This window comes from Streptomyces sp. PTY087I2, from assembly GCF_001687325.1.
In the GTDB taxonomy this organism is placed as follows: Bacteria; Actinomycetota; Actinomycetes; order Streptomycetales; family Streptomycetaceae; genus Streptomyces.
The window spans coordinates 1-24,799 of the sequence record NZ_LZRD01000012.1 but is presented as its reverse complement, the minus strand read 5'-3'; the positions used below and the strand labels follow the sequence as shown (position 1 = coordinate 24,799).

Annotated in this window: 15 protein-coding genes and 3 pseudogenes; 10 read left to right on the top strand and 8 right to left on the bottom strand. The window is 67.8% G+C overall.

Going from position 1 to position 24,799, the window contains the following annotated elements; all coding sequences use genetic code 11:
- Window positions 1-97: 97 nt before the first annotated feature.
- Window positions 98-910 (bottom strand): TnsA-like heteromeric transposase endonuclease subunit, encoded by an 813-nt coding sequence (locus tag A3Q37_RS15080; RefSeq protein ID WP_255311820.1) that lies wholly within the window; start codon window positions 908-910, stop codon window positions 98-100.
- 74 nt (window positions 911-984) lie between these two features.
- On the bottom strand, window positions 985-2,010 hold the full coding sequence (locus A3Q37_RS15075; RefSeq protein ID WP_176711419.1) for a TniQ family protein: 1,026 nt from the start codon (window positions 2,008-2,010) through the stop codon (window positions 985-987).
- A 156-nt stretch (window positions 2,011-2,166) separates the two neighbouring features.
- Between A3Q37_RS15075 and A3Q37_RS37805 the strand changes: the two are divergent.
- Window positions 2,167-2,706, top strand: a pseudogene (locus tag A3Q37_RS37805) (DEAD/DEAH box helicase); the annotation flags it as partial.
- A gap of 81 nt (window positions 2,707-2,787) precedes the next feature.
- Here the strand turns inward: A3Q37_RS37805 and A3Q37_RS37800 are convergent.
- Window positions 2,788-3,108 (bottom strand): hypothetical protein, encoded by a 321-nt coding sequence (locus A3Q37_RS37800; RefSeq protein ID WP_065484221.1) that lies wholly within the window; start codon window positions 3,106-3,108, stop codon window positions 2,788-2,790.
- Window positions 3,109-3,433: 325 nt separating this feature from the next.
- Here A3Q37_RS37800 and A3Q37_RS37795 point away from each other — a divergent pair.
- From A3Q37_RS37795 to A3Q37_RS15045, 4 genes and pseudogenes are all read left to right on the top strand, one after another.
- Window positions 3,434-3,982, top strand: a pseudogene (locus A3Q37_RS37795) (helicase associated domain-containing protein); the annotation flags it as partial.
- A gap of 139 nt (window positions 3,983-4,121) precedes the next feature.
- Window positions 4,122-4,499 (top strand): helicase associated domain-containing protein, encoded by a 378-nt coding sequence (locus A3Q37_RS38345; RefSeq protein WP_369691455.1) that lies wholly within the window; start codon window positions 4,122-4,124, stop codon window positions 4,497-4,499.
- Between the two features lie 447 nt (window positions 4,500-4,946).
- Window positions 4,947-7,115 (top strand): telomere-associated protein Tap, encoded by a 2,169-nt coding sequence (locus A3Q37_RS15050; protein ID WP_065484211.1) that lies wholly within the window; start codon window positions 4,947-4,949, stop codon window positions 7,113-7,115.
- 11 nt (window positions 7,116-7,126) lie between these two features.
- Window positions 7,127-7,687 (top strand): telomere-protecting terminal protein Tpg, encoded by a 561-nt coding sequence (locus tag A3Q37_RS15045; RefSeq protein WP_065484208.1) that lies wholly within the window; start codon window positions 7,127-7,129, stop codon window positions 7,685-7,687.
- A 505-nt stretch (window positions 7,688-8,192) separates the two neighbouring features.
- Here A3Q37_RS15045 and A3Q37_RS15035 read toward each other — a convergent pair.
- Together A3Q37_RS15035 and A3Q37_RS15030 are read right to left on the bottom strand one after the other, a co-directional pair.
- Window positions 8,193-10,721, bottom strand: a complete 2,529-nt coding sequence (locus A3Q37_RS15035; RefSeq protein ID WP_065484202.1) for a hypothetical protein — start codon at window positions 10,719-10,721, stop codon at window positions 8,193-8,195.
- The gene (locus tag A3Q37_RS15030) at window positions 10,718-11,518 is read right to left on the bottom strand and encodes a hypothetical protein (RefSeq protein WP_065484198.1); all 801 of its coding nucleotides are present in this window, start codon (window positions 11,516-11,518) and stop codon (window positions 10,718-10,720) included. The genes A3Q37_RS15035 and A3Q37_RS15030 overlap by 4 nt, the downstream gene beginning before the upstream one ends.
- A 326-nt stretch (window positions 11,519-11,844) precedes the next feature.
- Here A3Q37_RS15030 and A3Q37_RS36460 point away from each other — a divergent pair, with 326 nt between their 5' ends.
- The 3 genes from A3Q37_RS36460 (at window position 11,845) to A3Q37_RS15015 (ending at window position 17,335) form a co-directional block, all read left to right on the top strand.
- A complete protein-coding gene (locus tag A3Q37_RS36460) occupies window positions 11,845-12,501 on the top strand; it encodes a P-loop NTPase fold protein (protein ID WP_065484191.1) in 657 nt (218 codons plus the stop codon).
- A complete protein-coding gene (locus A3Q37_RS15020) occupies window positions 12,459-15,824 on the top strand; it encodes a P-loop NTPase fold protein (RefSeq protein ID WP_065484185.1) in 3,366 nt (1,121 codons plus the stop codon). Before A3Q37_RS36460 ends, A3Q37_RS15020 begins: the two co-directional genes overlap by 43 nt.
- Before the next feature lie 200 nt (window positions 15,825-16,024).
- Window positions 16,025-17,335, top strand: coding sequence for a hypothetical protein (locus tag A3Q37_RS15015; RefSeq protein ID WP_065484178.1), 1,311 nt, complete (start codon window positions 16,025-16,027; stop codon window positions 17,333-17,335).
- A 70-nt stretch (window positions 17,336-17,405) separates the two neighbouring features.
- On the opposite strand, the gene A3Q37_RS15010 is transcribed toward A3Q37_RS15015, so the two are convergent.
- Complete coding sequence (locus tag A3Q37_RS15010) at window positions 17,406-19,226, bottom strand: AAA family ATPase (protein WP_065484174.1); 1,821 nt, start codon at window positions 19,224-19,226, stop codon at window positions 17,406-17,408.
- A 435-nt stretch (window positions 19,227-19,661) separates the two neighbouring features.
- Here A3Q37_RS15010 and A3Q37_RS15005 point away from each other — a divergent pair, with 435 nt between their 5' ends.
- Window positions 19,662-20,018, top strand: coding sequence for an effector-associated constant component EACC1 (locus tag A3Q37_RS15005; RefSeq protein ID WP_065484169.1), 357 nt, complete (start codon window positions 19,662-19,664; stop codon window positions 20,016-20,018).
- Window positions 20,015-21,205 (top strand): caspase, EACC1-associated type, encoded by a 1,191-nt coding sequence (locus tag A3Q37_RS15000; protein ID WP_065484166.1) that lies wholly within the window; start codon window positions 20,015-20,017, stop codon window positions 21,203-21,205. Before A3Q37_RS15005 ends, A3Q37_RS15000 begins: the two co-directional genes overlap by 4 nt.
- Window positions 21,206-21,554: 349 nt before the next feature.
- On the opposite strand, the pseudogene A3Q37_RS37785 reads toward A3Q37_RS15000, so the two are convergent.
- Together A3Q37_RS37785 and A3Q37_RS14995 are read right to left on the bottom strand one after the other, a co-directional pair.
- A pseudogene (locus A3Q37_RS37785) lies at window positions 21,555-21,797 on the bottom strand (helicase); the annotation flags it as partial.
- A gap of 131 nt (window positions 21,798-21,928) precedes the next feature.
- The gene (locus A3Q37_RS14995; RefSeq protein ID WP_079137801.1) at window positions 21,929-24,319 is read right to left on the bottom strand and encodes a DEAD/DEAH box helicase; all 2,391 of its coding nucleotides are present in this window, start codon (window positions 24,317-24,319) and stop codon (window positions 21,929-21,931) included.
- Between the last annotated feature and the right edge of the window lie 480 nt (window positions 24,320-24,799).

The following is a 24,799-nucleotide window of genomic DNA, read 5'->3' as shown; positions in this document are numbered from 1 at the left end:
GTGAAGGCGATCACGCGGAACTCCCGCCCCTGCCAGTGCACCCGGTCTTCGAGGCTGACCCGGTCGCTCTCGAACCATCCCCACAGCTTCCGCTGAGTCACGCCGTCTCCTCCGCCGTCCACACCAGCGGGCCCCGAGGCAGTGGCTGTTCCCAGTCGAACAGCAGCCGTCGCTGCCACATCAGCACATACACAAGATCAACAGCGATCAGTACCGGCACTCCGCACGCACCGGCACCCTCGAACAGAGGCCGCCTGCGCCGAAAAGCATGGAGAACGGCCTGCTCCTGCTCGGGGTCCACCCGGTCCGCAAATCGGTAGTCAGCCAGCCACATCAGGTTTTCCAACTGGGTGCCCCGCGGGACGGACCGAATCTGAACCTGCCAGCCCGCGGACTGTGCGACCTCTTTGAGCGCCGCCAGGCGCTCATGCCACTGCGGTCCGATGCCGCGCGGCGGCTGCATGACCACGGCGCACCGGGATCCGTCCCGCATCCTGGCGACGAAGTCCGGCCGCCACCGGTGCCGGGTGCGCCCTGACTTCCAGTGGAGTTCCACTGGTTCCCCGCTGAAGCGGACAACCTCGGGGTCGAAGTCCAGCTCAACCGCCACCCGCAGCCGGCGCAGTGACCCGCATACCACCTTCGACCGAGCCGACGACGGCCACGCCGTGATTTTTCCCTGTCGCCCGTGATACGCCACTGGATCCGTCGGCGGCTGTCTCTCCTCGAGTGCCACACCTGCCAGGGCAACCGCGGTTGAGACGGTCAACTCACCCCACTCATCGAGGTGCCAGGCCCTCACGTCCCGCATATCCCTCCCCATCCCGGCCCTCGCCGCTTCGTAGAGCTGCCCGGCGCGCTGTCTTTCGAGCCCAGTCCCAGTGGGTGACCGCGCACGCTGGCTCAGCACGTCACAGCCCACCTCCGTGGGGCCGGTTCCCCGGGGAGGCGGGGCGCACCTTGGGCAGGCGACCAAGGGCGAGGTCACGACAAGCATGAGCGCTGTTCCAACGGCCCAGTCGTCGAGGCGAGCCGGCGGTGCCCCGCGGCAAGCGGCAATCGTCCCCGCTTGGACCGGCCGGTCGGCTGTGCTTCCGGGTCAGCCGGTAGCCGGTGGCGGTGCAGCCAGTCCAACAGCGGCCCTTTGCCTGCCTGCACGTCCAGCTCCCACGCCCCCATCAGTGCCTCGGCCTCGCCGAGCCACCGGGAGCGGGCTTTGGTGTCGCGGAGGTCCGACTGCTCGAACTCGACCATCAGCTGAGCGAGTTGTGCCGCTTCCGGGTAGATCACCAGCGGCATCGCCCGGGTACTGCGGTTCTCCAGCCCGCACGCCCATGCCCGGTGGACCCAGCGCAGCACCATGGGCATCGTCCGCCACCAGTCCGCCGCCACCTGGAAGGCGTCGGCGAACAGCTCCTCACCCGACCTGCCGAATTGCCTCTGCAGTCGGGCACGCTCCCGATGCGCGTCGACGACCTCGGGGACCTCCTTCAAGGACAGCCCGTCGAGCGGCTCCGTCCTCGAGTCGTCACACCACCGCCCGTGCCGGGCGCACACCCGCCAGCTGTCCGACGCCAGCCACCAGGCCGACTCCCTGACGCCCCGGAGCTCCGCACACCTCGTGCAGCAGCGCACGAGATGCCCCTCCGACGGCTGCCAGGGCCATTTCCACACCGCGTCCCCGTTCCCCGGCAGCCTACGGCGCGGCGCAAGCCCGGGCAGTGCCCGCTGCAACAGGGCCGCCGGTTCGCCGGCCAGCACGGCCAGATACTCAAGCCCCGGCCCGTTCACATACATCTCCGTGCACTGCGGGTACTTCGCCACCCGCGCCGCATCGCCCGACGACGACCCGGTGCCCTGGCCCACACGCTGCAGGAAATCCGCAAGTCCCAGCCCGTTGGCATGAGCCAGCCGGTTCACGAACGACCCCGTCGACTCACCAGGCAGAGGCAGGACCCGCATCGGCAGAGGCTGACGCGGACCGTAGAGCCCCGGAAACTGCAGCACCACGCCGTTCCTCTTCTCTGCCCACCCCGCACGCATGCCTGCGCTCTATCGTCACCAGCCGCCGTACAGCCTGGTCAAGGGCCCTTAACTCCTTCGGGTGAACAAGGCGGCAACACCGCAACACTCTTCATGGCACGGGTCTGAACCTTGATCCGCAACGTGACGATCCGCTGCCGGGAGGGCATCGTGGCCACGCTGACGAGCAACGGCCTGAGAACACCACTACGCGGCCACCAGACACTCGCCGCTGACGCCTGCGTCCACGAGTTCACCGATGGCGCACCTCGCGTGAGCGTCGTCATGGCCACCGGAACGGGGAAGACTCTTGTCGCTCTCAACACCGTCCAGGAGACCGCGCCCCGGGGCAACGCGCTGGTCGTGATGCCCACCCTGGACCTCCTGGAGCAGACGGCAGCCGTCTGGCAGGGCGAAGGCCGCCAGGGGGTCTACCTGGGCTACTGCTCGCGCGACAGCACCCAGGTCCGTTCGCTGCGCGGAATTCTCACTATGGTCCGCGATCCCGGTGAACTCGCCCGCCACGCTTCCCTGACCGACGGCCCGGTGAACGTCTTCTGTACTTACCAGTCGTTGGAGAAGCTGGCCTGGGCTCACCGCGGTCACCACCTGCCGCGCTGGGACATCGTCATCGCCGACGAAGCCCACCGCACCGCCGGCAACCGGCATAAAGCGTGGGGCGTCATCCACGACAACGACGTCCTGCCCGCCCGCCACCGTCTCTACATGACCGCCACCCCGCGTATCTTCGACGAGGAATCTGGCTCACACGTTGCGATCGGCTGCGAAGTGGCCTCCATGGACGACCACAGCCTCTACGGCCCCGTCGTCTACCGCATCTCCCTCGCCGAAGCGATCGACCAGGGTCTGCTGGCGGACTACCGCATCGTCGCCGTCGAGATCAGCGACGCCGAATTGCACCGCGTCCTGAGATACGCCTCCATCGCATCGGCCGGCGCCGAAGGCCTGCGCGTGGCAGCCGCCCAGATCGCCCTGCTGCGCGCCCAGAAGCTCTACGACCTGCGGCGGACCTTGACCTTCCACCGCCTCATCGCCTCCGCCGGCATCTTCGCCGAAACCCTCCACGAAACAGCAGCACTCATGCCCCCGAGATGCAGGCCCCTCTTCTCGTCGGCACCGTCAACGCTAAGCAGAGCCCCCGGTCCGCCGACGATCACTCGTGGATTTTGGCTCCGTCCCCATCAACAGCACCAGCCCTGGCGCAGCCCCGCACCGAGCGGTCCTGACCAACTGCCGCTGTCTGGGCGAGGGCATCGACGTCCCCAGCACCGACTCCATTCTCTTCGCCGACTCCAAGCAGAGCTCCCTCGACATCACCCAGGCCGTGGGCCGCGCGCTGCGTCAGAACCCCGGCGACGACAAGACCTCCACCATCGTCGTCCCCGTCTTCATGGAACCCGGACAAGAGCTGGAGGAGGGAGTCAAAGGAACCCGATACCGGCTCCTCTACCAGGTCCTCATCGCCCTGAGCACCTACGACGAGCACGTCATCCACCGTGTCGACTGGGCTATCTCCAACGACTCCGAAGAGGACCTGGGAGTCGCCGCCCGGCCCGAACGCGCCGACGAGATCATCCCCTTGCTCGACCTCCAGGCCACCGGGGCACCCAATCGGGTATGGCAGATCGGCTTCGAAAGTGCCCAGCGCTACTTCGACACCTACGGCCATCTCGACGTCCCCAGCCGCTACCTCGGCCCCGACCGCTTCTACCTCGGCTGGTGGCTCGGCCGTCAGCGCTCCCTGCGCATCAACCGCATGCTCCTGCCCGAACGCATCGAACAGCTCGACATCCTCGGCATGGTCTGGCCCCATCCCCGCAGCAGCATCGAGTACAAGCTGCAGATCGCCCGGGACTACAAAGCCCGTCACGGCCACCTCGCCCCGCACCTCGAAGAATCCTTCGGCGGCATCCGCCTGGGCCGCTGGATCGCAGACCGTCGCCGAGAAGCAAACAAACGCACCCTGCCCTACGGCTACCAGCGCGCCCTGAACGAGATCTACCCCTGGTGGAGCACCCACTGGCCCAAACACTGGCACCACACCTACGCCCAGGCCCTTACCGCCGCCCGCGCCGGCAATCTCCCCTTCCCCGACCTGCGCCCCGACACCGACGAAAACCTTCCTCACGCGCTGGCTCGACCAACAGATCGACGCTCTGCCCACCCTCCACCCCGGCCAGCACGAACTCCTCGGCGCCCTCCCGCTGCGCCACCCCCTGGCCCTGCTCCTGCGCCGCCCCCGCGGCCATGCACAATGGGCCTTCGCCAGAGGACTGCGCGCAGCACGTGCCTTCTGGCGCAGCCACCAGCACCTCGACGTCCCCTACGACTACCTCTGCCCCGACAGCGGGCTGCACCTCGCCTCCTGGATCGCCGACAAACGCCGCGACCCGCTCCGGCTCACCCAGGAACAACGCCACGCACTCGAAGCCCTCGACTTCCGCTGGATCCGCTGACCGGCACGTGGCCTGCGATCAAGCCCGCCCGAGGGCATGCCGAACCGTCCCCGCAGCTGAGCCTGAAGACGACTCGTGTCGCTTGTTGTGCTCGTCTTCCTGAGTGCAGCGCTGTGGTGATTCCCGCGCCCTGGGATGGCCGGTAGCACCCGCTACTCAGAACCGGCACCGTTGAACGGCTCATGACCGACCATCGTGACCGCCAGAGCGTGATCAAGGCCGAGATCACAGCTGATGACCGGAGTGCCGCCGGAGCAGGGGCCAAGTGCCTCTCGGCTCTGGCTCACCGGCAGCGTCCAGTGCCCGAGGCCCTCGAGATGCGGTGGACCCCACGGGGCGTGGGCGTCGCCGGGCGGGCCTGGCCAGCGACCAGCGAACCCGCGGGATCGCCCGGAAGAGAATAAATTAAAGGATAAATCTGCAGGTAAATCTGCTAGGTTCTGAGGTATGCCGACTCAGGATGAGCTGTTCGATGCCGTGGATGCGTTGCTGGCGGGGGAACCTCAGATGCCATCCCCGGCGGAGCGGGCGCGGCTGCGTGAGGCGGCCGGGATCACGCAGGCGCGACTCGCGCAGGTTCTGGGAACGACTACGCAGACGGTGAAGAACTGGGAGGCGGGCCGGAGTGAGCCGCGGCCCCCGCGCCGCGCGCCGTATCAGCGTCTGCTGGAGGGGTGGGCGCAGAAGTATCCCGCCCCGGCGCCGGAGACGTTCACGGCCCCGGCTGCGTGCCCAGAGCCTCCCGCTCCGGCGGCCGAGGAGCCCCCGGGGCTTGAGGCAGCACCCAGCCCGGCGGCCGCCGCTGGTCCGACGGCATTGCGGCGCCCGGGCGCGCGGAATGCCGCCTGGGCGAGCACTCCGCCCCCAGCCGCGGCCATCGACCCGCGGTTCGTGAATGGGCCGCTGGCCGTTGTCGACGTCGGTGATGGGGGCCAGGTCCTCGCGTACTGCGTGGGTGGTCTGGTCTTGGACGTGCCCGCGAAGACCCTGCCTTCGCTGGTGGAGTGGACGCTGGTGGAGGCGCAGTTGGGTGCGGAGCGGCTGAACGGTTCGGGCAAGGACGCCGACCCGCTGCTCGTCCTGACCCGGGCCGCGCTCGAGCGCTTCGGCCTGCCCGCCGAGCTGACCGACGAGGAGCGTCTCGCGGCGCGGCTACCGGATACGCACAAGGCAATTGCCCAGTTGACCCGGGCGCAGTGGCAGCTGACGAAGCGTGGTCTCGGCCCCTGGGCACGGATCTACCGCCCCGCGCAGGGCGGCCGCCGTTCCTGTGTCCAGCTGTGCATCCCGTCCTGGAACGCGCTCGACACCCGCAGCTGGGGCCACGCTGCAGACCTGCCGCCGGCCGAACTCGCCTCCGTTCTCGGTACGTACGCCACCCGGGTCCTCACCCCACGAGGATCCACCGCCGTCACCGGTCTGGAGCTGATGACTGCCCTGCACCCGCCCACCCGAGCCTCCGCCCCGGACGAGACAGGTAAGCGGCACAGCGAACACAACCCCGGCTCCCTGGGCAAGGAACCGATGGAACCACCGCCGTGCGAGGCGACCGATGGCCACCCCGTCCTCGCCCACCTGCCCCGCTTCCACATCCGCACCCCAGCAGAGAAACTCCTCGAGGAGGCATACGACTGGGCGCGCCCGCTCACCGACGAGGAGTGCATGCGACGCCATCTCGTCGGCATCGACGTGAACATGGCCTTCGCCGCCAGCGCCAACGGCGCGATCGTCGGCCTCGCCACCCCGCCCGTCCACGTCACCAACCCGGATTTCGACGCGAAGACGCCGGGCTCGTGGCTGGTCGACCTCTCGCACGTCGACCTGTCCCAGGTGAAGGTCGGCAAGCAGTGGCACACCCTCGACGGCGATCTGCTGCCCAGCCCGTTCACCCCGACCGGACAGTGCCCCGATGGGCCCGCCTGGTACGCGACACCGACCGTCGCCTACGCCGCCGAACTCGGCTACGACGTCGCCCCCACTGAAGCCTTCATCCGCCCGGAACCGGGCCGCTACCTCGACGGCTGGTACAAGCGGCTACGCGATGCCTATGTGTCGACGATGGCCGACCTCGGCGTCACCGAAAACCTGACACCACCGGAACTGCTCGCCGCGATGGACGGCTACAAGCAGCGCGACCCGCAGACGGCGATCGTCCTGGACGCGATCAAGTCGACGGTGAAGAACGGCATCGGCAAGTTCCAGGAGAAGGCACGCGGCGGAGGCTGGCGGCCCGGGCAGCCCTGGCCGGCTCTCACCCGCCCGACGTGGCGCCCGGACATCCGCGCCGTCGTGATCTCCCGTGCCCGGATCGGCATGCACCGCAAGATGGTGGCACTTGCTGCCGCTACCGGCCGCTACCCGGTCGCTGTGCTGTCCGACTGCGCCGTCTACGCCGCCGACGGACCCTCACCACTCGACGTCCTGCCCTACGACGACGCGGGTAAGACGGTACCCGGGTCGTTCCGGCTCGGAGTGTCACCCGGAATGGTCAAGCACGAAGGCACTCAGACGACCCTGTGGGCCGAAGAGCTCCGCGAGCGCGTCCAGGCCCCGGAGCTGAACCTGGCCCGCTACATCAAGACCGGCGATGTCACCAGCGCCGATACAGGGGAGTAGGGGCATCAAAGATGACCAAGTCGGTCGGCGAGGGACTCGACAACGCACTGGAGCAGGCCGTCACACGCCCAGCGCCCAAGAGCGCGGGCGCACAGATGCGCTACCTGGTCAAGCAGCTGAAAGGAACCAAGGCCGCCGCCCAGGCCCTCGGGATCTCCCAGCGCACCGTCGAGCGGTACATCAAGAACCAGCTCAAGAAACCGCGCCCGGACCTCGCTAGCCGGCTGTCCGGCGAGGTGAAAAAGCGGTGGCAGCCCCGCGTAAAGGCGCAGGCGAAGAAAGCGGCCGGCACGAGCAGCGGCCTCGTCATCGACGTCCAGGGCCGCCTCGGCTACAGCGCGCCCATCGGCAGCACGGACGAGGCCCGCGAACGTCACCTCACCGTAGCGCTGCCACCGCGCTTCGCCGAGCGTCTGTTCACCGCGCAGGAGCAGGGCGCGTCTGAGAACCAGCTCCAGCAGATCGCAGCCGAAGGACTCAAGGAGACCTACTTCCAAAACCATGGGACGCGGGCCGGGAGCCTGGAGGAAGTGCGTCTGTTCGACGTCCAGCACATCGAGTTCGGCCTCTAGCCCACACCGGCCCAGGACTCGGTACCGATCCTCAGCAAGTTAGGTGTCGCAGTGGCAGGCTTGTTGCCGCAGGGGCACCTCGTCGCTGATCTTCGCTCTCTACCCGCGGGTCGTCGAAGCGTCTCGCGGGCTACAGAGTGACCACCGCGACTGTGCGCTCTGCTCGGCGCAGTAGAGCGCTGGTGATCAATGAAGTACCGATCTGCTGCAAGTCAGAGCCGGTCGGTTTGGGTGACGTGTTCCATTGTTGGTCTACTCATCGATGGCGGCATCGACGATGCCACCATGGCGGGTGAGAGCCTCGCCCAGTGCCTTTCGTCCCACGCTGCCGGGAGCACCGGCCCGCCACATGGAGAACGCGTTTCGTACGATCTCGTTGCCGCGATACGGGGCCAGGTCCGAGGACACGGCGCCGTCACACAGTGGCAGAAGACCTGTCAGGATCGCGCGAGCGTCTGTCGACTCCGGGTACCGGGCGGCCCGCCGGGCGACGTGGTCCGGCACTTCAACGAGTGGAGTCTGCTCCACTGTGCGCCGGGTCAGTTCCAGCCATGTTCGGTCGTCCAGGCCCGTGGCGAAGGAAAAGGCGCCTGTGAGCGTTGCTTTCCGGTACCTCCAGGGCGAGCGCGGCCCGCCAAAAGCGGAGCGCGTGCTCGATCAGGTCTTCCCCGCTGCTGTCCTTGGGCAGAATCCTCGCTGTCCGAGAGAGCAGGCGGGAAACCGCAGCTGGTCCGGCGTCCCGCTGAGCCAAGGCCGATACGAAGCCTTCGATCGGTCCGAAGACGTCCGGGGCAGTGAGGAAGGCGTGCGCGCACCGAGAGGCTTCCTGGTCGACGCCGGGGAGGCACAGGAGAGCCTGCAGCTGGGCGGGATCGATCTGGCCGACCACATCCACGTCGACCGGCCGGTGCCGGAGCCAGGTGCGAGCGGGCCGCCACGTCTCGTCGAGGCTGAGAAGCTCGGCGCGATGCTCGGAAAACCAAGGCTGGGCATGGCGGTGGAGCGCTGTGAGGTCCCACCCGATGGCGGCGAGTGCTCGGTCGTCGGGGGCGGCGTCGAGGATGGCGTCGAGGCGTGTGGTCATCTCCATGGGAGGCGCGCCTTCACGACAGGAACGGTGGCTACCCCAACGGATCAAGGCAAGGAGCGCGAGGCCCCCGACAGAATTCGACATTACGCCAGCAGGGTCGGCCGTCGATTGAGTGGGAGCGGTCCACGCTGCCACGGTGCCGTCGAGCCAGACGGCGACCTCAGCCGCGGTCTCGCCGAGATCGAGGTCGCGGGACCAGAAGGTATAGAGAAGACGGCAGAAGCTGCGCTCAAGGCGCTGGGCTGCTTCGGTGTTTGTCGCAAGGGAATCCGCGACAGGGATGAGGCCCCACAGGGCGAGAACCGTGCGGCGGATGGCCTCAGGATCGGCGGACGCCCGGCCGGTGGTGATCTGGTTCTCCAGGGCGGCGAAGTAGGCGGCCTGCAGGCCGAGATCCGAAAGCTCGGCCGAAATCTGCTCCGGGTCGGCCATCCAGGTCTCAGGAGCCTGGCTGACCAGGGTGGACAGCAGGACGCCTTCATCGTCCCGCTCACCATCGGTGTCGTCCGAACCTGCCTCCGAGACGAGCATGCGAGCGGCGGCGACGGCTCCCCCGGAACCAGCTGCGGCGGACAGCTCGGCGAATCCGTCCTCGGGGACCCGCTTCACCGAGACGACCTCCCACCGTGGTGCGGGCCGGTCCGGAGGAGTGCCGAACCGCTCGACGAAGAGGTCCAGGACGGGCTGCCAGGGCGCGAGGACCGACGCTGGCAGGACAGGCGAGAGCGACCACACCATGAACCATGTCCGGACCGAGGGCAGCGGTTTGCGATCTTCGATCGCCTGGAGGCCGGTTTCTAGACCAGCCGCGTCCGGCGGGGCGCCGAGACCATTTGCCAAGGCTGCCTCCGCGTGAAGCGATTGAGCCTCGGAGCAGGCGTTGTCCACCGCGCGCAGGAAGTCCGAGAGGTCTGCCGTCGTCCTCGGCAAGGCGCCAAGCCGTGACATGACGTCGAGCGCCGCCTTCCACCAGGCGTCCGAATCGTTCCCCGGCGGGACCTCCAGGAGGTGCACCGCGACCAGCCGGTCGAGCACTGGCCCTGCGGGAAGCCGGTGGGACCACTGTCCTGTACGGACATCGAGACCAAGTCCGTATCTCGCCTCGTACTCCGCGAAGTCCAAGCATGCTCGTGCGATCAACCGCACCAGCGATTCGCCTGGGTGCGTGGTGCCAACCGACCGGAGGTCGTTCTCAACCTCGATTTCGCTGGCACCGTCGGGAGAATGCAAGGCAGTCGCCATCACCTCCGCCAGGCCCTGGCGTACTCCCTTCGCCACCGAGATCTCCGGCCCGCCGTCCTCAGCCCGGGCCCCGGCCGCCTTGAGATGCTCCAGAGCTTGTTGCGCCTCCCAGGGATCCAGCCATCTGGTGGCTGCGGCGCTCTTCAGAACGCGGGTGACCACGTTGACCCACTGTCCGTTCCGTTCCTCCGCGGGTACCTCGACAGCCCAGTAGTGGATGTCGAGCAGCAAGCCCTCGGACTCGCTGGTCTTCACAAGCCGCAGTACGAACGTACTCGCGGCGGCGCCGACCACCCGGGCCAGGCGTACGGTCTGCGCTGTAGCGGCAGGACCCAGCTTCGTGATCTCGTCGAGTTCGGCATCAAGCCATGCCAGCACGCGCTCGGGGTCCTCAGCCGCGAGACGTTCGAAATAAGGAGCAGCGGTCCACCTGTTGCTCTCCGGCCGCACCCTTTCTTTCGGGAGCAGGTCGAGCCATGCCGCGCTGGTCGCCTTCTCGAAGAAGTAGCGGTTGGCTCTTGGGCCGGTGATCCTTGAGACTTCGTCGACCTCTTCCTGGGTGGGCTGGGTGAGGCTGACGAGTTCGCGTAGCCGCGGTGCACGGGCTGGAAGGTCTACGAACAGCTGCTCGACAGCTGCGATGATCTTGCGCAACGTCGAGGAGGCAAGCTCGACGTCGGCGGACTCGCCATGCACCGTCACATTCGCGTCCTGGTAGAAGTCCGACCATGCCTTGATTGCCTGGAGTTCGACAGCGCCCGGTTCCCTGCGAGTCTGTTGCGCACCAGCTTGCTGACCTTCCGCGCCCGGAACTCCCAGGCGTTGGCCTGCTCGTACGTGAACGCGGCGAATGCCTCTTCGACCGCCTCGAACTCGGCGGCCAGATCGTTCCCCCGTAGGAAGGTCTCATGGGCCTTGCGGGCTTCGAACAGTTCACGGAGTCTGACGAAGACCGCGTCGCCTTCGGACAGCCGGTCCGGAAGAGCATCCAGGGCATCGACCTCAGCTGCCAGAGCAGCCCGTGCTTCGAACACGGCTGACGGGTTCGCCACCGGGGCCCTGTACCGGCTACGTGCCGCCACCACGGCTCTCAGCTTGATGAACAGAGCATCGTCCGAGGTGAGTTCGGACGGGAGGCTACCCATTGTGTCGAGCTCGGCCTCCAGCCCCTCCAACACCCCGGAGGGTCTGTGGGCTTTCAATAGCTCCTTGAGTCTGGCGGAGAGCTCCCGCCCCGTACTCCCCGTGCCAGCGAACTCCGACTCCGCGCCAGCGAGCTTCAGCAGACCCTCCACCGCGCCGCGGCAGCAAGAGATCACGATCTCACTCCGCCGCTCCCATTCCTGCTCATCTGTCAGCAGCCTTTCTGCCGATCGCAACAGGCCCAAGGCGCGGACGCCCGGTTCGCCAAGGTCGGTCAACGTGACAGAGAAGGCAGACTCGTTGGCCAGCTCGGGCGCCGGGAGGAAACGGAGACTGTGGTCAGAGCGCTCGTCCATGCTGGCAACGTATCGAATCGGCAGACAGCCGACACGACGCTTGTCCTGGGCTGAGCCAGACTGCCCAGGGGGGGGCTCTGGCGGTGCTGCCCGGAGAGGGAGAAGGGAGGGAACCGCTAGGCCGGGCATGTGAGCAGGCGGGCCGAGACTCAGAGTGCGGTGGAGTGGACTGACGTTAGAAGCCTGAAGCTGGCTGCCGGACGTGCGGAGCCGGGATCCGGCCCTGCAGGACCTGCTCTTCTCAGCTTGTGCCCCTGTGATTGTCAGCGCCGGCTCGTATCATCCGTTCACCCTTTTGGACCGGGCTTGGAGCGGAGCGACACGATATGGCACCACAGCGTCCGTGGATCATTGAGGACTGCGCGATCACATCGCATAAGCAGGACCGCTTTGACCACCAATCCGTCGCGCGGGAGCTCCTCACCATCGTCAGGGGAAGCCGGCAGCCCCTGGCCGTCGGGCTGCTGGGCCCGTTCGGCAGCGGCAAGTCCTCCGTCGTGCGGCTCCTGGACGCCGAACTGCAAGGCGACAGGGAATGGGCAGTCCTCCACCTCAGCGCCGAGCGCCACACCGGTACCGCTCGTGCCCGAGGCTTGCTGTACGGAGTCCTGGACGAAGCCTTGGGCAAGAAGCTCATCAAGAAGGAACAGTGGGAGTCCGGACGAGCGTGTCTGGACGCCGGGCGACAGCGGGCAGTACCCCGCCCGAACCCCACGTCCGACATCCCGGGCAAAGCCAGCCGGAAGAGTCACGCGAAAGCAATCGGTGCCGCGTTCACTTGGATCCTCGGGTGCCTGATCGCACTCTGGGCCCTTGGCGCCGTTGCGGTTCTCATCGGCCACGCCGTCGGCCGCGGGGCCAGCGTGCCGGTGTGGACCTGGTTCGCTTCCCCTGGTGCGAGACCGCTGACCACATCACTGTCAGGGGCAGCCGTCGTGGCATGCGTCCTGGCAGCCGCCAAGGACGGTGCCCTTCAACGCTGAAGAAGTACGAGATCACACTCACCACACCGCGCCCAGAATCCTCCGACGACCTCGAGCAGGTCTTCTCCAGACTGATCGACAGCATCGACCGACGTCTCGTCATCGCCATCGATGACATCGACCGCCTGGCCGCGGCCGAGGTCCTCGAAGCGCTTGCCACTGTGCGCAGCCTTCTGCTGACGGGGACCCAGCGTGCCCACCCGCCCGTGTTCCTGCTGTCCTGCGACGAAGACATCGTCCGCGAAGCCATCGTCGGCGTCCGCCCTGGGCTGGCCCACGCCCCCGCAGTCCCACCCCACACCGGCAAGAACCCCAGCAAAGCCTCCGAGCGCAAAGCCACAGAGGAAGCCGCCCAGGAGTACCTGAACAAGCTGTTCACTGTCCGGCTCACCCTGCCAGCCCACCACGAATCGGACCTTAGGCAGTACATCCAGCACCTGATCACCGAACCCACTCCGCATGAACTCATTGACCGGCTCGGAGGCATCTCAGCGGTCCGCGACGTTCTCGAAACCCTCATTCACCCCGGGGTACGCGACCCCCGCCACGCGATCCGTCTCCTCAACAGCTTCTTGACCGACTACGGCCTTGCACTGAGGCGGGAACAGCCGGATGGCAACCAGACCACCTGGATTGCTGTTGGCGAGGTAACCGGCTACCCCATCGCCCTGGCTCGTCTTACGGTGCTCCGGAACGACTACCGCACCCTCTATGACGCCATTCGCCGCGAGAACGAACTCCTCACACTCCTCGACGACGCCCTGCTCGGCACAACCCGCACGCTCTACGACCCCCTCGTCGCGCCGTACACCGTCAAGCCGGACACCGACGACGAAGCGCAGGCCCTCCACAACGACGACACGCCTCGGCTCGACACCACATCGCACCCCGGCCTGGTCTACCTGAGAACGACCGCGGCCAAGGCACGCCTGCGCCGCCCCACCCATCTCGTGCCTCTACTCACCCTCGGTTCTACCCCCGCCAGCCGAGCCCTGGGCAGCGAAGGCGCCGCAGAGGTCCAGCGTGAACTCCTCCAGCGAGACAGCGACGCCCTCCGCGACCGTCTGCAAGCCCAAGGCATGCGCGAACGGGTCCTACAGGCTGCGGCCGAGGCGCTACAGACGGCACGGCCTGGCCTCGACCTCGACAACACCCTGGCCGCCACCGTGCAGGCGCTGGCACAGACCCCCGACCTTGCCCAACACCTTGACCACGACACCGACACCACCGGCCGGGCCCTGCTCAGCCTGACCGACCGCATCGCCAGCCGACGCCAGGAAGCCACCACCCCAGTCCCAGCTCACCACCTCGCAGAGATTCTGGACCTGGTTCCCAGCGCACACCTTCCCTCCCTTTACAACACCCTCGGCAGCCCCCCTCCGCGAGACTCCGTGCTCACCGCCGAGCAGGATCAGCCGTCCTTCGCGTGGGCACAGGCCTTGATGAACCTTCCGTCCGAGGAACACGCCCGCGCACTACGGCCCGCCCTCACCCGCTACTTCACAGCGCTCACCCACAACGGGGACCGCGAGCAACTCTGGGCATGGATCGTCTCCTACGACGAAGCGACCGATGTTCAACGCGCCCTGTGGCCTGCGCAGGCCTTCCGCGCACTGATGGGCATGACCGCCAGGATCTCCGAGAACACCCCGGCAGCTGACGTCCGCAGGATCGTCGAACATGCAGCCGGGCACCATCAGTGGACCAGGCCGCTCATGCTGGGTGCCGTGACATGGCTGTCCACCGAGAACGACGAACTGCGCTCTCACGCAATGGACCTCCTCCTCGACAGGGACATTCCAGCCGACGGATGGGGCGAAGCGATGCAGCAGGACGCCGCCTTCGGCTCCACCGTCGCAACCGAACTGATCCAGCACGCGGCCGTCTTCCTCACCGACGACGACGATGCGGATCGCGCCGCCCGAACAGCCGACCAGATCCATGGCTGGCTGCGAGACCTCGGCGACCACACCGCTCCCTCAGGGCAGCAGGTCAGCGCTCTGGTCGCCGATGCCGTCGCTCAGAGCGCACACACCAGTGTCCAGATGGCCGACGCAGCGGTGCGGATCGTGCCCGACCTGCTGCAGGACGACGCGATCTCTTGCGTCAGCACCATGGCCGGGAACCTGGCGACAGTCGACCCCAGCGATGAACCGCTGTCTGACGCCCTGGCCCAAGCACTCATCACCTTCATGCGAGTCGAGACCGACAACAGCGAAGCCCACAAGGCCGCTGACGCCTGCCTGACCGTGCTGACCACCTCCCTGGCCGATGACGACGCGCGAGGAGCCTTCGCCCGCAGGCACCTGCCTGCCGTCGCCACTACCCCCGCCGGCCGCCAAGCCGGCCCCAGCTTGGTCGACCAGTTCCTCCCACGCCTCGGCCAGCATCACATCCACCTTCAGGCCGACACCTTCTCCGCCCTCCATGTCCTCATGCGAGACGGTGACACCCGCACCGCTCGGCTTGGACAGATCATGCAGCACCTCTACGGGCGGATGAGCACACAGCCAGTCCCCAATGTCGCCTTCGCCGCGCACTACGCGGCAGATCCGATCGTCAATGTCCAATGGCTCACCTGGATGGCACAGCACTGGGCCGGCATCCCTGACGAAGAACGAACCCTCACCATGGCGGCGGCCTGCCGACAAGACCTCCCCCAGAGCGGTCTGCCGCCCCTGCTCCTGCAGCACCTCCTGGCAACCGAGGACACCGAGGCCTGGCACGTCGCCGCGCACCTGTGGGACAAGATCGGCACCGAGGAACAGACCTCTCTCCTCGCGTCCGCGCGCGGGCGCTGCTCTCAGCTTGCCGACCGCGCGAACGAAGCCTCTCAAGATGTGCTCGTCATCGCACTCGGCAAGGCCTGCACAGAAGAAACACTCTTGCCCTTCCTCGCACTGATCGCCACGCACCCTCAGGCATCCCAAGCCATCGCCACCTACCTGGACGACGCCATCTCAGGCCGCGACTGGGATGAAACCCTTGCCGTACGCACTGCCTGCGGATGCCCCGACCCAACACCCCTGTGGGACGTGCTCATCCGCGCAGTCCACAACGACCAGACCAGCATTCAACGCGCCAGCTCACTGATCGCAGGCCTTCTCACCACCAGCCCGGGCACAGCCCCCGCCAGCCTCGCCGGGGACCTCGCTCCCGTCCTGCGCACCGCGACAGCCGACAGCGCCACCGCGATAGGCCAAGCCGTCCGGCCAGCACGCCACGTGGCAAACGCACTTCGCACCTCACTGCACGGCCACACCAAGACGGCCGCCGAGAAGGAACGGACGGCAGCCTTCAAACACGCGGCCGGCATCCGCTGACACTCCTGCCCGCATCACCCCGCAACCAGAACAGGGTCCGCCCGACCACTCCGCCACCGAGGCGGTCACCCGGTGCTTCCCCAAGGCACGCCAAGACGACGGCGACCCGCTACGGCCTGAACACATGAACGGCAGCCCCAAGAATCCGAGGACAGATGGCGCCCTCCGCTCGTAACCACCCGACGGCACCCGTTGAAGGTGTGTACGCCTTCAACACCCCCGGCGCGCCCGTCGTCTTGTACGACGGGCCTGTCGGCCGCTCTGAAGGCCCCGAGACGCCGGGCATCGTCGAGCTCCGGTTCACTCCGAAACCTGGCCTGGTCTGGCGACTGCCTCAAACCGACCACACATTCGACCCGCTCCCCGACGACACGACCCTTCGCATCGCCCGCCCCTACGGCACCGCAGAACTACCGGCCCAGCACTGTAACCACCAGGAAGGCTGGAGCAACGGCGCATCCCTGGGAGACTCCCAGGCGCCCCTGCAGCGCCTCATCGCCCACTGGGTCAACCTCCCCGCGCTACGCGGCCAGCACGACCTCACGACCCGCACCGAAGGCGCCGAACACACGACCCACCGCGGCCGGTGGTCACACGAGACCGGCGGCTGGAAGATCACACTGGACATCCGGCCCGACCACCGCAGCATCTGGAAAGACCTGCATCAAACCCACGTCTACGCCATCACCCACGTCATGGAGCTCAGCCGTACGGACGGCTCGGTGTTCACCGCAGACCAGGCCCAGCCCATCCTCCAGGCCCTGCATATGGGCTTCTCGTTTGCCCTGGGCCGCTGGGTGGCTCCCATGTTGCCCGTCGGCCTCGGCGAACAGGACCACATCCGCTGGGAGGAGTGGGCCGCTCGACTCTGCGACCCGGCGAAGGCAATCTCCTCAGGATGGTGGACGCACTGGGACAGCGAAGCGCTGCGCACGCTGGTCACCCGTCTCGTATCCGCTTGCAGCGACCCCGCCTACGCCGCACGCGTCAACCGGCAACTGACCTACGCCGTCTCCACCACCCGCGACGAAGGCTTCGTCGAACAACGCATCATGGTCGGCGCCGCCGGCCTCGAGCACACCCTGTGGCAACGATTCGTCCTGTCCGGGAACATGACATGCGCCGAGTACGGCCGCATGCCTGCCCACAAGCTGCTGCGCCGAGCCCTGCAAAGCGCCTCGATCCCCCTCACGATCGATCCGGAACATCTGCCCGCACTTGCCGAGCTTGCCGCAGCACGGAAACGCGACCACGGCGCGAACATGGACGGCGCGGACTTGGTCACCTGGGTGCGCAACAAGCTCGTACACCCCACCGGCGCCGAGGACGATGTCTACCGTTTCAAGGGCGCCGTGACCGAGACCTGGCTACTCACCCGCCACTACCTCACCCTGCTCATCCTGGAATCGCTCGGCTACCAGGGCGCCTACACGAGCCTGGCCGCCGGCCACAGATACGTGGGCGAGAGCGCAAAGGTGCCGTGGGCGACCAGCAACGCCACCGACGCTTGACCCAAGGCGGACACACCGCGAAGCGAGGCATCCACGAATGCCTCGCTCGTCGCTGTCGACATCCAGCCGCTCAGGGAACGAGGAGATCCTCCCGGCTCAGCTCGATGGTGTGCATCTGATCCAGCAGTCGCTTGGGGAGTTTCGGCAGGTCGTTGTCGACGATGATGATCTGGTGCGGCCGGGTACGGGTCGCACCGCTACGGACACCCGCGATGTGGTCAAGGAAGTGCGCGTACAGCCGGCCGATGAGTTCCTGATCGTCCTGCCCGAACCCGACGTTCTTGCGGGGCGAGTCGATGATCAGCAGCGACGGCAGATCGGTCACCCCGGTCACCAGCGCGTAGCTGAGGAACGCCATCCGGTACACCACATTGATTGCGGTACGTACACCGTGTCCGACCTTGGTGAGGTTCCCAGCCCTCACCTGCGGAAGCAGCGAGCTGTGATTGATCCGGGCCCCAGGGGCATTGGGCAGGCCGACCGCATCGATGAGCCCGGCGAAGTGCTCCTCGAACTCCCCGAGCGTGACCCGTCTGCCAGCCAGCAGGTTCTTACGCGTACGGACCTCCTCCCGCACCCCCTTCAGCTCCTCCTCAGCGGTCTGGACGGCCCGGTACAGCTCGGCCAGCCGGCGGTGCGGATCCAGCTCCCGCTCCAGCATCGTCGTCCTCGTGCGGGCCGTCGCGTGGGCCGCAGCCAGCAGCTCGATCTGCGCAGCCAGCGGGCTGATGTCCTCCCGCGTCCGCTCATCGAGCTCGGCCCTCGCCTGCTCCCACGCCGTCTGCGCCTTACCCAGAGCCTTGGCCCGCTCAACCGCGTTCTGCTCCGCCGCAGCGAGCACCGCCTGCGCAGCCTGCAGGGCCCGCGCCAGCGCATCGGGGTCCAGCTCGCTCAGACACAACGGGCAGTCCCCGGCAGGAACTGGCCGCACGCTCAAATCCGCAGTACACACCGGGCAGGGGGAGAGCGGCCGGGGGCCGTGGTGCCGCTGCTCCGTCAGGCGCTGAACCTGCCGGCGCTCCCGGACGAGGGCGTGCTCGGCGTCGGCGATCGCCCGGCGGCACCGCTCCAGGACCTGCTCGAGCTCCTGCACACGGCGCCGCAAGGGATCCGCGTGCGCGGTGGCGGCCCGCATCCGGCCCTTGAACTCCTCCAGCGACCGCAGAGCATCCCGCTCCTCGCCCTGGCAGCGCGCCAGTTCCGCTTCGAGATCTGCGGCGCTGCCGGTCAAGAACTCACTGATCGTGCCCGCCCGCTTGCGCAGCTCACCGAGGGTACGGGTCAGCTCGTCCTTCCGGGCCGTCAGCACCCGCATCGGCCCGTCGGTCAGCCCCAGCAACAGCTCGACGATGGTCCGGTAGGACTGGGCCGTATTCGCCTTGCCCCTCACCGACTCGCTGCCGTCCACCAGATCCTGGGTGAGGTAGCACATCGCGTACAGCTGCTCGAACGTCAGCCGGGCCCCGGCCCCCAGAAGCGCCACGGCAGAGGGAGGCGCGAACATTTCCGCGAGACCGAGCAGATCCAGCAGCACCTCGCCCACGATGCGCCGGTCGCTGTCCTCCTGCGCCTCCACATCGAGGATCTCCTCGACCCAACCGCCGGCCCCGTCCAGCAGCTCGACACTCCTCGTATCGGCGACCAGGGAACGGCGCAGCCCGATCCGCATCCCCTCGATCCGCACGAACAGCGTTACCGTCTTCAGACGCTTCTCCGGCACCTCGCGCCAGGCCACCGGCAGGCCGAGCGCGTACTTGATGCAGTCGACCAGCGTGGTCTTGCCTGTGTCGATCGGCCCGAAGACACACACCACCGGGTAGGCGAGATCGAACTCCCGCACACCGCCGTCCGAGGTGAGCATGATCCGCTCACAGAAGAAGTCCCTTGCCATCGCGGTTCCTTCGGATTCTCTGGCCGCACCGTCGAGACATCCAACGGGCCACTCCCGCACAGGGAGCCGGGGCACCCCCTCACGCCACCGCATCGGGTGGGCAACACACGAACGTTGCCCACCCGATCCAGCGCACGCCCCGGGCCATCAACCGCCCGCCCTGTACTGCCACGCAGATCACCACGCGAGACGAGGATCCGTCCCCTCCACCCGCTGCCGGTATCGGCATACGACCGGCAGCAGTCACAGCCATCCGGCACAGCAGCGGCCAAGTGGCGCCCTCCCCGGTGCCAGCAGCCTCCCCATCCGCTCGTGTCGGCCCGCGGTATGAAGGGAGATTTTTGCGAGTACGAGGCAAGGCACTGGTCCGGTGCACGACGATGGGGACAGAACGCCGTCAGCGGGGCGGCGCCCAACCGATTACTGGAGGCATGAGTGCGGTTAGAGGTGCACCTGGAGTCGGGTGCGGGGGAACTGCGTTCGTTGCAGAGCTGGCTTCGTTCGGACCTGGACGTGCGCAGGACGGCTATGACCGACGTGCGGGGGAGCGCTCCTCGGCCGGGGGAGATGGGCACCGCGCTCGACATGCTGCAGCTGGTGACAGGAAACGGGTGGAGTGCGGCCTCGTTCGTGTTGGCGCTGGTGGCGTGGCGGCAGACCCGGCCGCAGCGACCGCGGGTGGAGATCCACCGCGGTGACACGGTCATCGTCCTCACCGACTGCTCACCAGAGGAGATCGAACGAGCGACCAGAGCACTGGACTCTGCCGCGGAGGAGGACCGGGACACGTGAGTGTCCTGCCCGACCCCGGAGCCTCACGCGCGGTACTGATCGGCACGAGCCGCTACGACCACCTTGAACAGCTGCCTGCCGTCTCGAACAACCTGACCGCCCTTGCCGCACTCCTCAGCGGCCCACTGTCCCTGCGCATGCCCGCCCCACACGTGACCGTCGTCGAGAATCCGTCCGACCCAGCCACTGTGATGGATCCACTGCGCCAGGCGGCTGTTGATGCCACCGACACGCTGATCGTCTACTACGCCGGCCACGGCCTTATCGACCCCCACGACGCCCTCGCCCTGGCCCTGCCGCACACACAGCCCGGCCGGGTCGAGACCAGCCTCAGCTACGACTGGCTGCGCCAGATCCTCCTGGGCTCCCGAGCACAGCGGCACATCGTCCTCCTCGACTGCTGCTACAGCGGCCGCGCCCTCGGCCGGATGAGCGCATCCCAGGGCCTCGCCGACCAGGCCGCAGTGGAAGGCACCTTCCTCCTCGCAGCCTCCGCCGAGACCCGCACCGCCCTGGCCCCGGTCGGCGCCGCTCACACAGCTTTCACCGGAGCCTTCCTCGACACGCTGCGCCACGGCATTCCTGGCGGCCCGCCACTGCTCGACCTGGAGACCATCTACCGGCACCTGCGCCTGACCCTGGAAGCCCGGGCGCATCCTGTTCCCCAGGCCAGGAATCGCAACACCGGGGCCCGAGTGGCGCTGGGACGCAACCACGCAGACCTTCCCACCACACCCGTCACTGCCGAAGCTGGCGTAGAGCCGGAGCACCGGCTGTGGCCCGACCCGACCTCGATCCGCACGACCACCGGCTTCCTTACGAACCTCGCGGCGGTCCGGGAAGCCAGCGGACTGACCCAGCAGGAAGTCAGCCGCCGCTCCGCCGGGCGCATCTCCCCGGGCACCATCAGCAGGCTGACCAACCGCGACACACTTCCCGCCACCTGGAACACCACGGCCGTCTACCTGGCCGCATGCAGTGTCCCCGACGACCAGATCCAGCAATGGCACGGAACCTGGCAGAAACTGCGCCACAACGCCACCGAGACACAAGAGACGTGCGTCGCCACGCCCCAGGTCGGCACCGCAGAACACGGGAAGACACGGCGGAGGTTCTCCGACCTATGGCGTGGCCGCAGTCACCGGCCGGGATCAGCCGGGGCAGAAGCCCCGGAGGGACGGGGCTGAGGGTTCTGCCCCGCGTCGCCGGAGTCGCTCCCGAACAGCGTGTTCCACCCAGCGATCACCAGAAGACCGGCTACCAGGATGACGCCGGTGGACGGTTTCTTCCACCGACTGGCAGAAGCCGACGACGGCTGCACGTAGTGCCGTGCCCGGTAGTACCCCTTGCGCTGCTGTGCCACAGCTCCACATCCCCCATCGCGGCAGACTGACATTCTCACCAGTCTTCTGATGGCGCTCCACCTCCGGCGCTGAACCGCCAAGCATGTCCGAATTCCGGCGCTCGGCGGACAGGCCATCGCCGTTCTTCCCACCGCAGCCACGGGCGCCCAGACCTCCGCCGCTGTTCGCGATCGTGGCGTTGCCAGTCCAGTGGCCAGGGGCAGTTCCAGCCCGGGTCGATCATGGCCAGCTGCTGCGCGCCCGAGCCTGCTCCGCGTCCTTTCCGCGACCGTCTTTGCGGGGGGAGATCGGCCATGTGCTGGCCGATGGGCACCATCGTCTCGCCCTTGCCCCACACGGCGTCCTGCCGGGGTGCGAGGTGTCCGGGGGCCCGTCGGTAGGAGCGCAGCGCGGCGAGTTTGGTCTCCCCGGCTTTTCGTGTTCCGCGTACAGCTGCAGGATGTGTCGCGCAGCATGCTCTGGTGATCCCACCGCAGCTAACGGGAGGCTCTTGTCGTACTCGCACGAGGACTCTTTGACCGGCCCACCTGCTTGCTTGCGCGGACATCACCCCCATCGCATTCCGAGCTCGGACAGTTCCTCGACCCGCTCGGGAGCGAGCCGCGTTCGGCGGGAGCGGCTGTTGGCGATGAACACCCCCAGCGCGTGCTCGGCCCCGTCGAGCTTCTCGATATGCCGGTGGGGCACTTCCAGATGCCCCTCCCGCTGCTGGTACTGGCGGGCGGCAGCCAGGTTCGACGCCCACACCTGCGCCCGTGTACGCCGCGGCGCCGCCACGCCCCGCTCACCGGCCTGCAGGGGCCCGAGCCCGAGTGCTTCCTGCAGCAGCCATCGCTGCGCCGCCCCGAGGGTGTCCCACTGACGCCGCTGCCCGCCGGCCCACTGCCCCAGGTCCTCGCCCTGAACTACCAGGCACCCCGGCTCCTCAGGCAGCACCTGTCCTCCCTGTACGTGCAGCCGGGCGAGGTGGAAACACCGCTGCCAGGCCACCGACCAGGAAGGGCACCAGGACGGGTCGATGCTCTCCAGGGCCCGGCGCCGAGTCGCACTCAGCCCACTCGCCCCCTGCCCACTCTTGCCCTGCCTTGCGGCCGCCCGCTGGTTCTTCAGCCACACCCCCACCGCGTAGCCCTCCCACATGGCATCAGCCGACGCCAGCAGGTGCCCGTGCTCCTGGGCCCACCCCCGTGCTGCCGACAGCCCCTCAGCGAACGCGACCTCGGCATGCGACCAGATCATGCCGAGTTCCTCCAGCTGCCCCACCCGCTCCTGGCTCAGCTCCCCACGCGTGCGCGCGCTGCGCTGCCGGGCGACCCACACCCCCAGAGCGAACCCGTCCGGAGTCCGGTACTCATACGGCACCGCCAGGTCACCACAATCACTGCGGTAGGCGAGCGCGGCCGCCAGACCCCGCCGCCAGAACTGCGTCTCCGGCTGCAAAACCCGCAGACTGATGAACGCCGCCAACTGCGCCGGATCCCGAGGCCGGGAAAACGACAAGAGCTCCGCAGCAGCCTTGCTCACCCCGCCCGCCCCCTCCACCACCCCACCGGCCGATTCACCGCCGGCCACCTGTGGAGCAGCCAGCTGCTCCACGGCCTGGGCGTCATGCGCCCGAAGAGCCGTGAGAACCTTCACCAGCTCCCCGTAGGCCCGCGAGAGCAGCATCTCGTCAGGCTGCTCACCCGGTCCGAGGAAGACAGGAACCACCAGGGAAGCCACCTTGCCCTCGCCCGGCTGCATCCGAAGCGCCCGCCCCACCGCCTGGACGATGTCGATCGCCGACCCCCGCACGTCCGCGAAGACGACCGCATCGCACTCCTTGGTATCCACCCCCTCACCCAGCACCCGCACCGACGACAGCACCCGCACCCACGCCGCCCCTGGATCAACCTCCGGCTCCGACGCGAACTTCTCCAGCACCAGACCCCGGTGCACCGGCTTGTGCTCCCCGCACAGCCAGTCAGCCCACACCCCATCAGCACCCGGGTAAAGACCCGGATCGCTCTCGTGCAACTCCTTCGCCACCGCGCCAAGACCGCTGGAGAACGCCTCGGCCTCACTCGTGCGGAAATGAAACGTCAGCAGACGCCTCAACCGCCGCTCCGCAGCAGCCTTCAGCACCGCCGTCTGCAAAGCCGCCAGCCGCACCCCCCGGACCTGCGCCGTTCGACCAGCGCCCCCCGCCAACTCGACCACGGACAGCCCAGGATCCGTGATGTCGACACACACCACCTGGTAACGAGCGATCAGCCCCCGCTCAATCGCCTCCGACAACGACAGCCGATACACCACCGGACCGAACACAGTCTCGTCATCCATCGACGCAACCAGCTCACCACCCTCCGGCCCCTCCCGATCCGCCACCTCCCACAACCGTGGCGTAGCCGTCATGTACAACCGACGCAGCGCCGGCACCCGGCCATCGTCATGAACCCCCGCCCACGCCTTCCCCAACGCCCCCGACGTCCGGTGCGCCTCATCCACCACCACGAGGTCCCACGCACCCAGCCCCGCGCGATGACTCCGCTCCAGGACCCCCAGCCCCAGCGAGGCATAGGTGGCAAAGACCGTCACCAACTCCAGGCCCGAAACCCACCCCACCAACTCCGCCTCATCGGTGGTGCACTGAAGAATCTGCGCATCCTCACCCGACAACGAGCAGGCACCGAACATCGGACCCCGCCGCCCCGCCTCACGCCACACCGACACCGTCTGAGCCAACAGCCCGAGCGTGGGAACCAGCACCAGAACCCGCTGCGCCCGCAGAGCCCGTGCCGCATGCACAGCGATCAGGCTCTTTCCTGTACCGGTGGCAGCGACAACCTGGGCCCTTACCTCACCCGATGACCCTCCATCAGGAACGTGCTCCAAGGCCCGCACGACCGCGTCAACAGCCTCGACCTGATGAGGACGAAGCGTCCACCGAGTCGACACAGCACATCACCTCTCACCCCGGGGCACCCGGTAGAGGCACTACCCGCTCAGCGTGGACTTTATCCGTTCCCATTTTGATTGCACCCTGCCGCAGGAGCAGGACTTCCACCCCACTATGGCAGGGGCACCACCTACACCGTGCGAGCTCGGAAGAACAGCCCCCATCCGAGTACAAGCGGAGGCGGACATCCAACCCCCAGCAGCTCCCGCTCCGTAGCCAGCCGCCCGCACAGCGGGCCAGGCTTGAAGGCGAAGCCGGAAAGCCTCAGGCGGGGGAGCGAAGCGGACCTGCCCAACCGGACTGCGAAGCAGTCCGGTTCGTTGACGGCCGGCCGAAGTAGGCCGGCAACGAACACTCCGTCACACAACCGCAGCGAAGCGGAGGTTGCTCCTGGGGGAGCGAAGCGGACCCAGGCCCGCCGGGCGAAGCCCGGCGGTTTCGCTTGGACACGCGCAGCGTGTTCCAACCCGCTCCGCGGG

Coding starts and splice junctions, on each gene's coding strand:
- A3Q37_RS15050 (WP_065484211.1), top strand. CDS start 4,947: ATGCCGACTCAGGATGAGCTGTTCGATGCCGTGGATGCGTTGCTGGCG.
- A3Q37_RS15045 (WP_065484208.1), top strand. CDS start 7,127: ATGACCAAGTCGGTCGGCGAGGGACTCGACAACGCACTGGAGCAGGCC.
- A3Q37_RS15030 (WP_065484198.1), bottom strand. CDS start 11,518: ATGGACGAGCGCTCTGACCACAGTCTCCGTTTCCTCCCGGCGCCCGAG.
- A3Q37_RS36460 (WP_065484191.1), top strand. CDS start 11,845: ATGGCACCACAGCGTCCGTGGATCATTGAGGACTGCGCGATCACATCG.
- A3Q37_RS15020 (WP_065484185.1), top strand. CDS start 12,459: ATGCGTCCTGGCAGCCGCCAAGGACGGTGCCCTTCAACGCTGAAGAAG.
- A3Q37_RS15010 (WP_065484174.1), bottom strand. CDS start 19,226: ATGGCAAGGGACTTCTTCTGTGAGCGGATCATGCTCACCTCGGACGGC.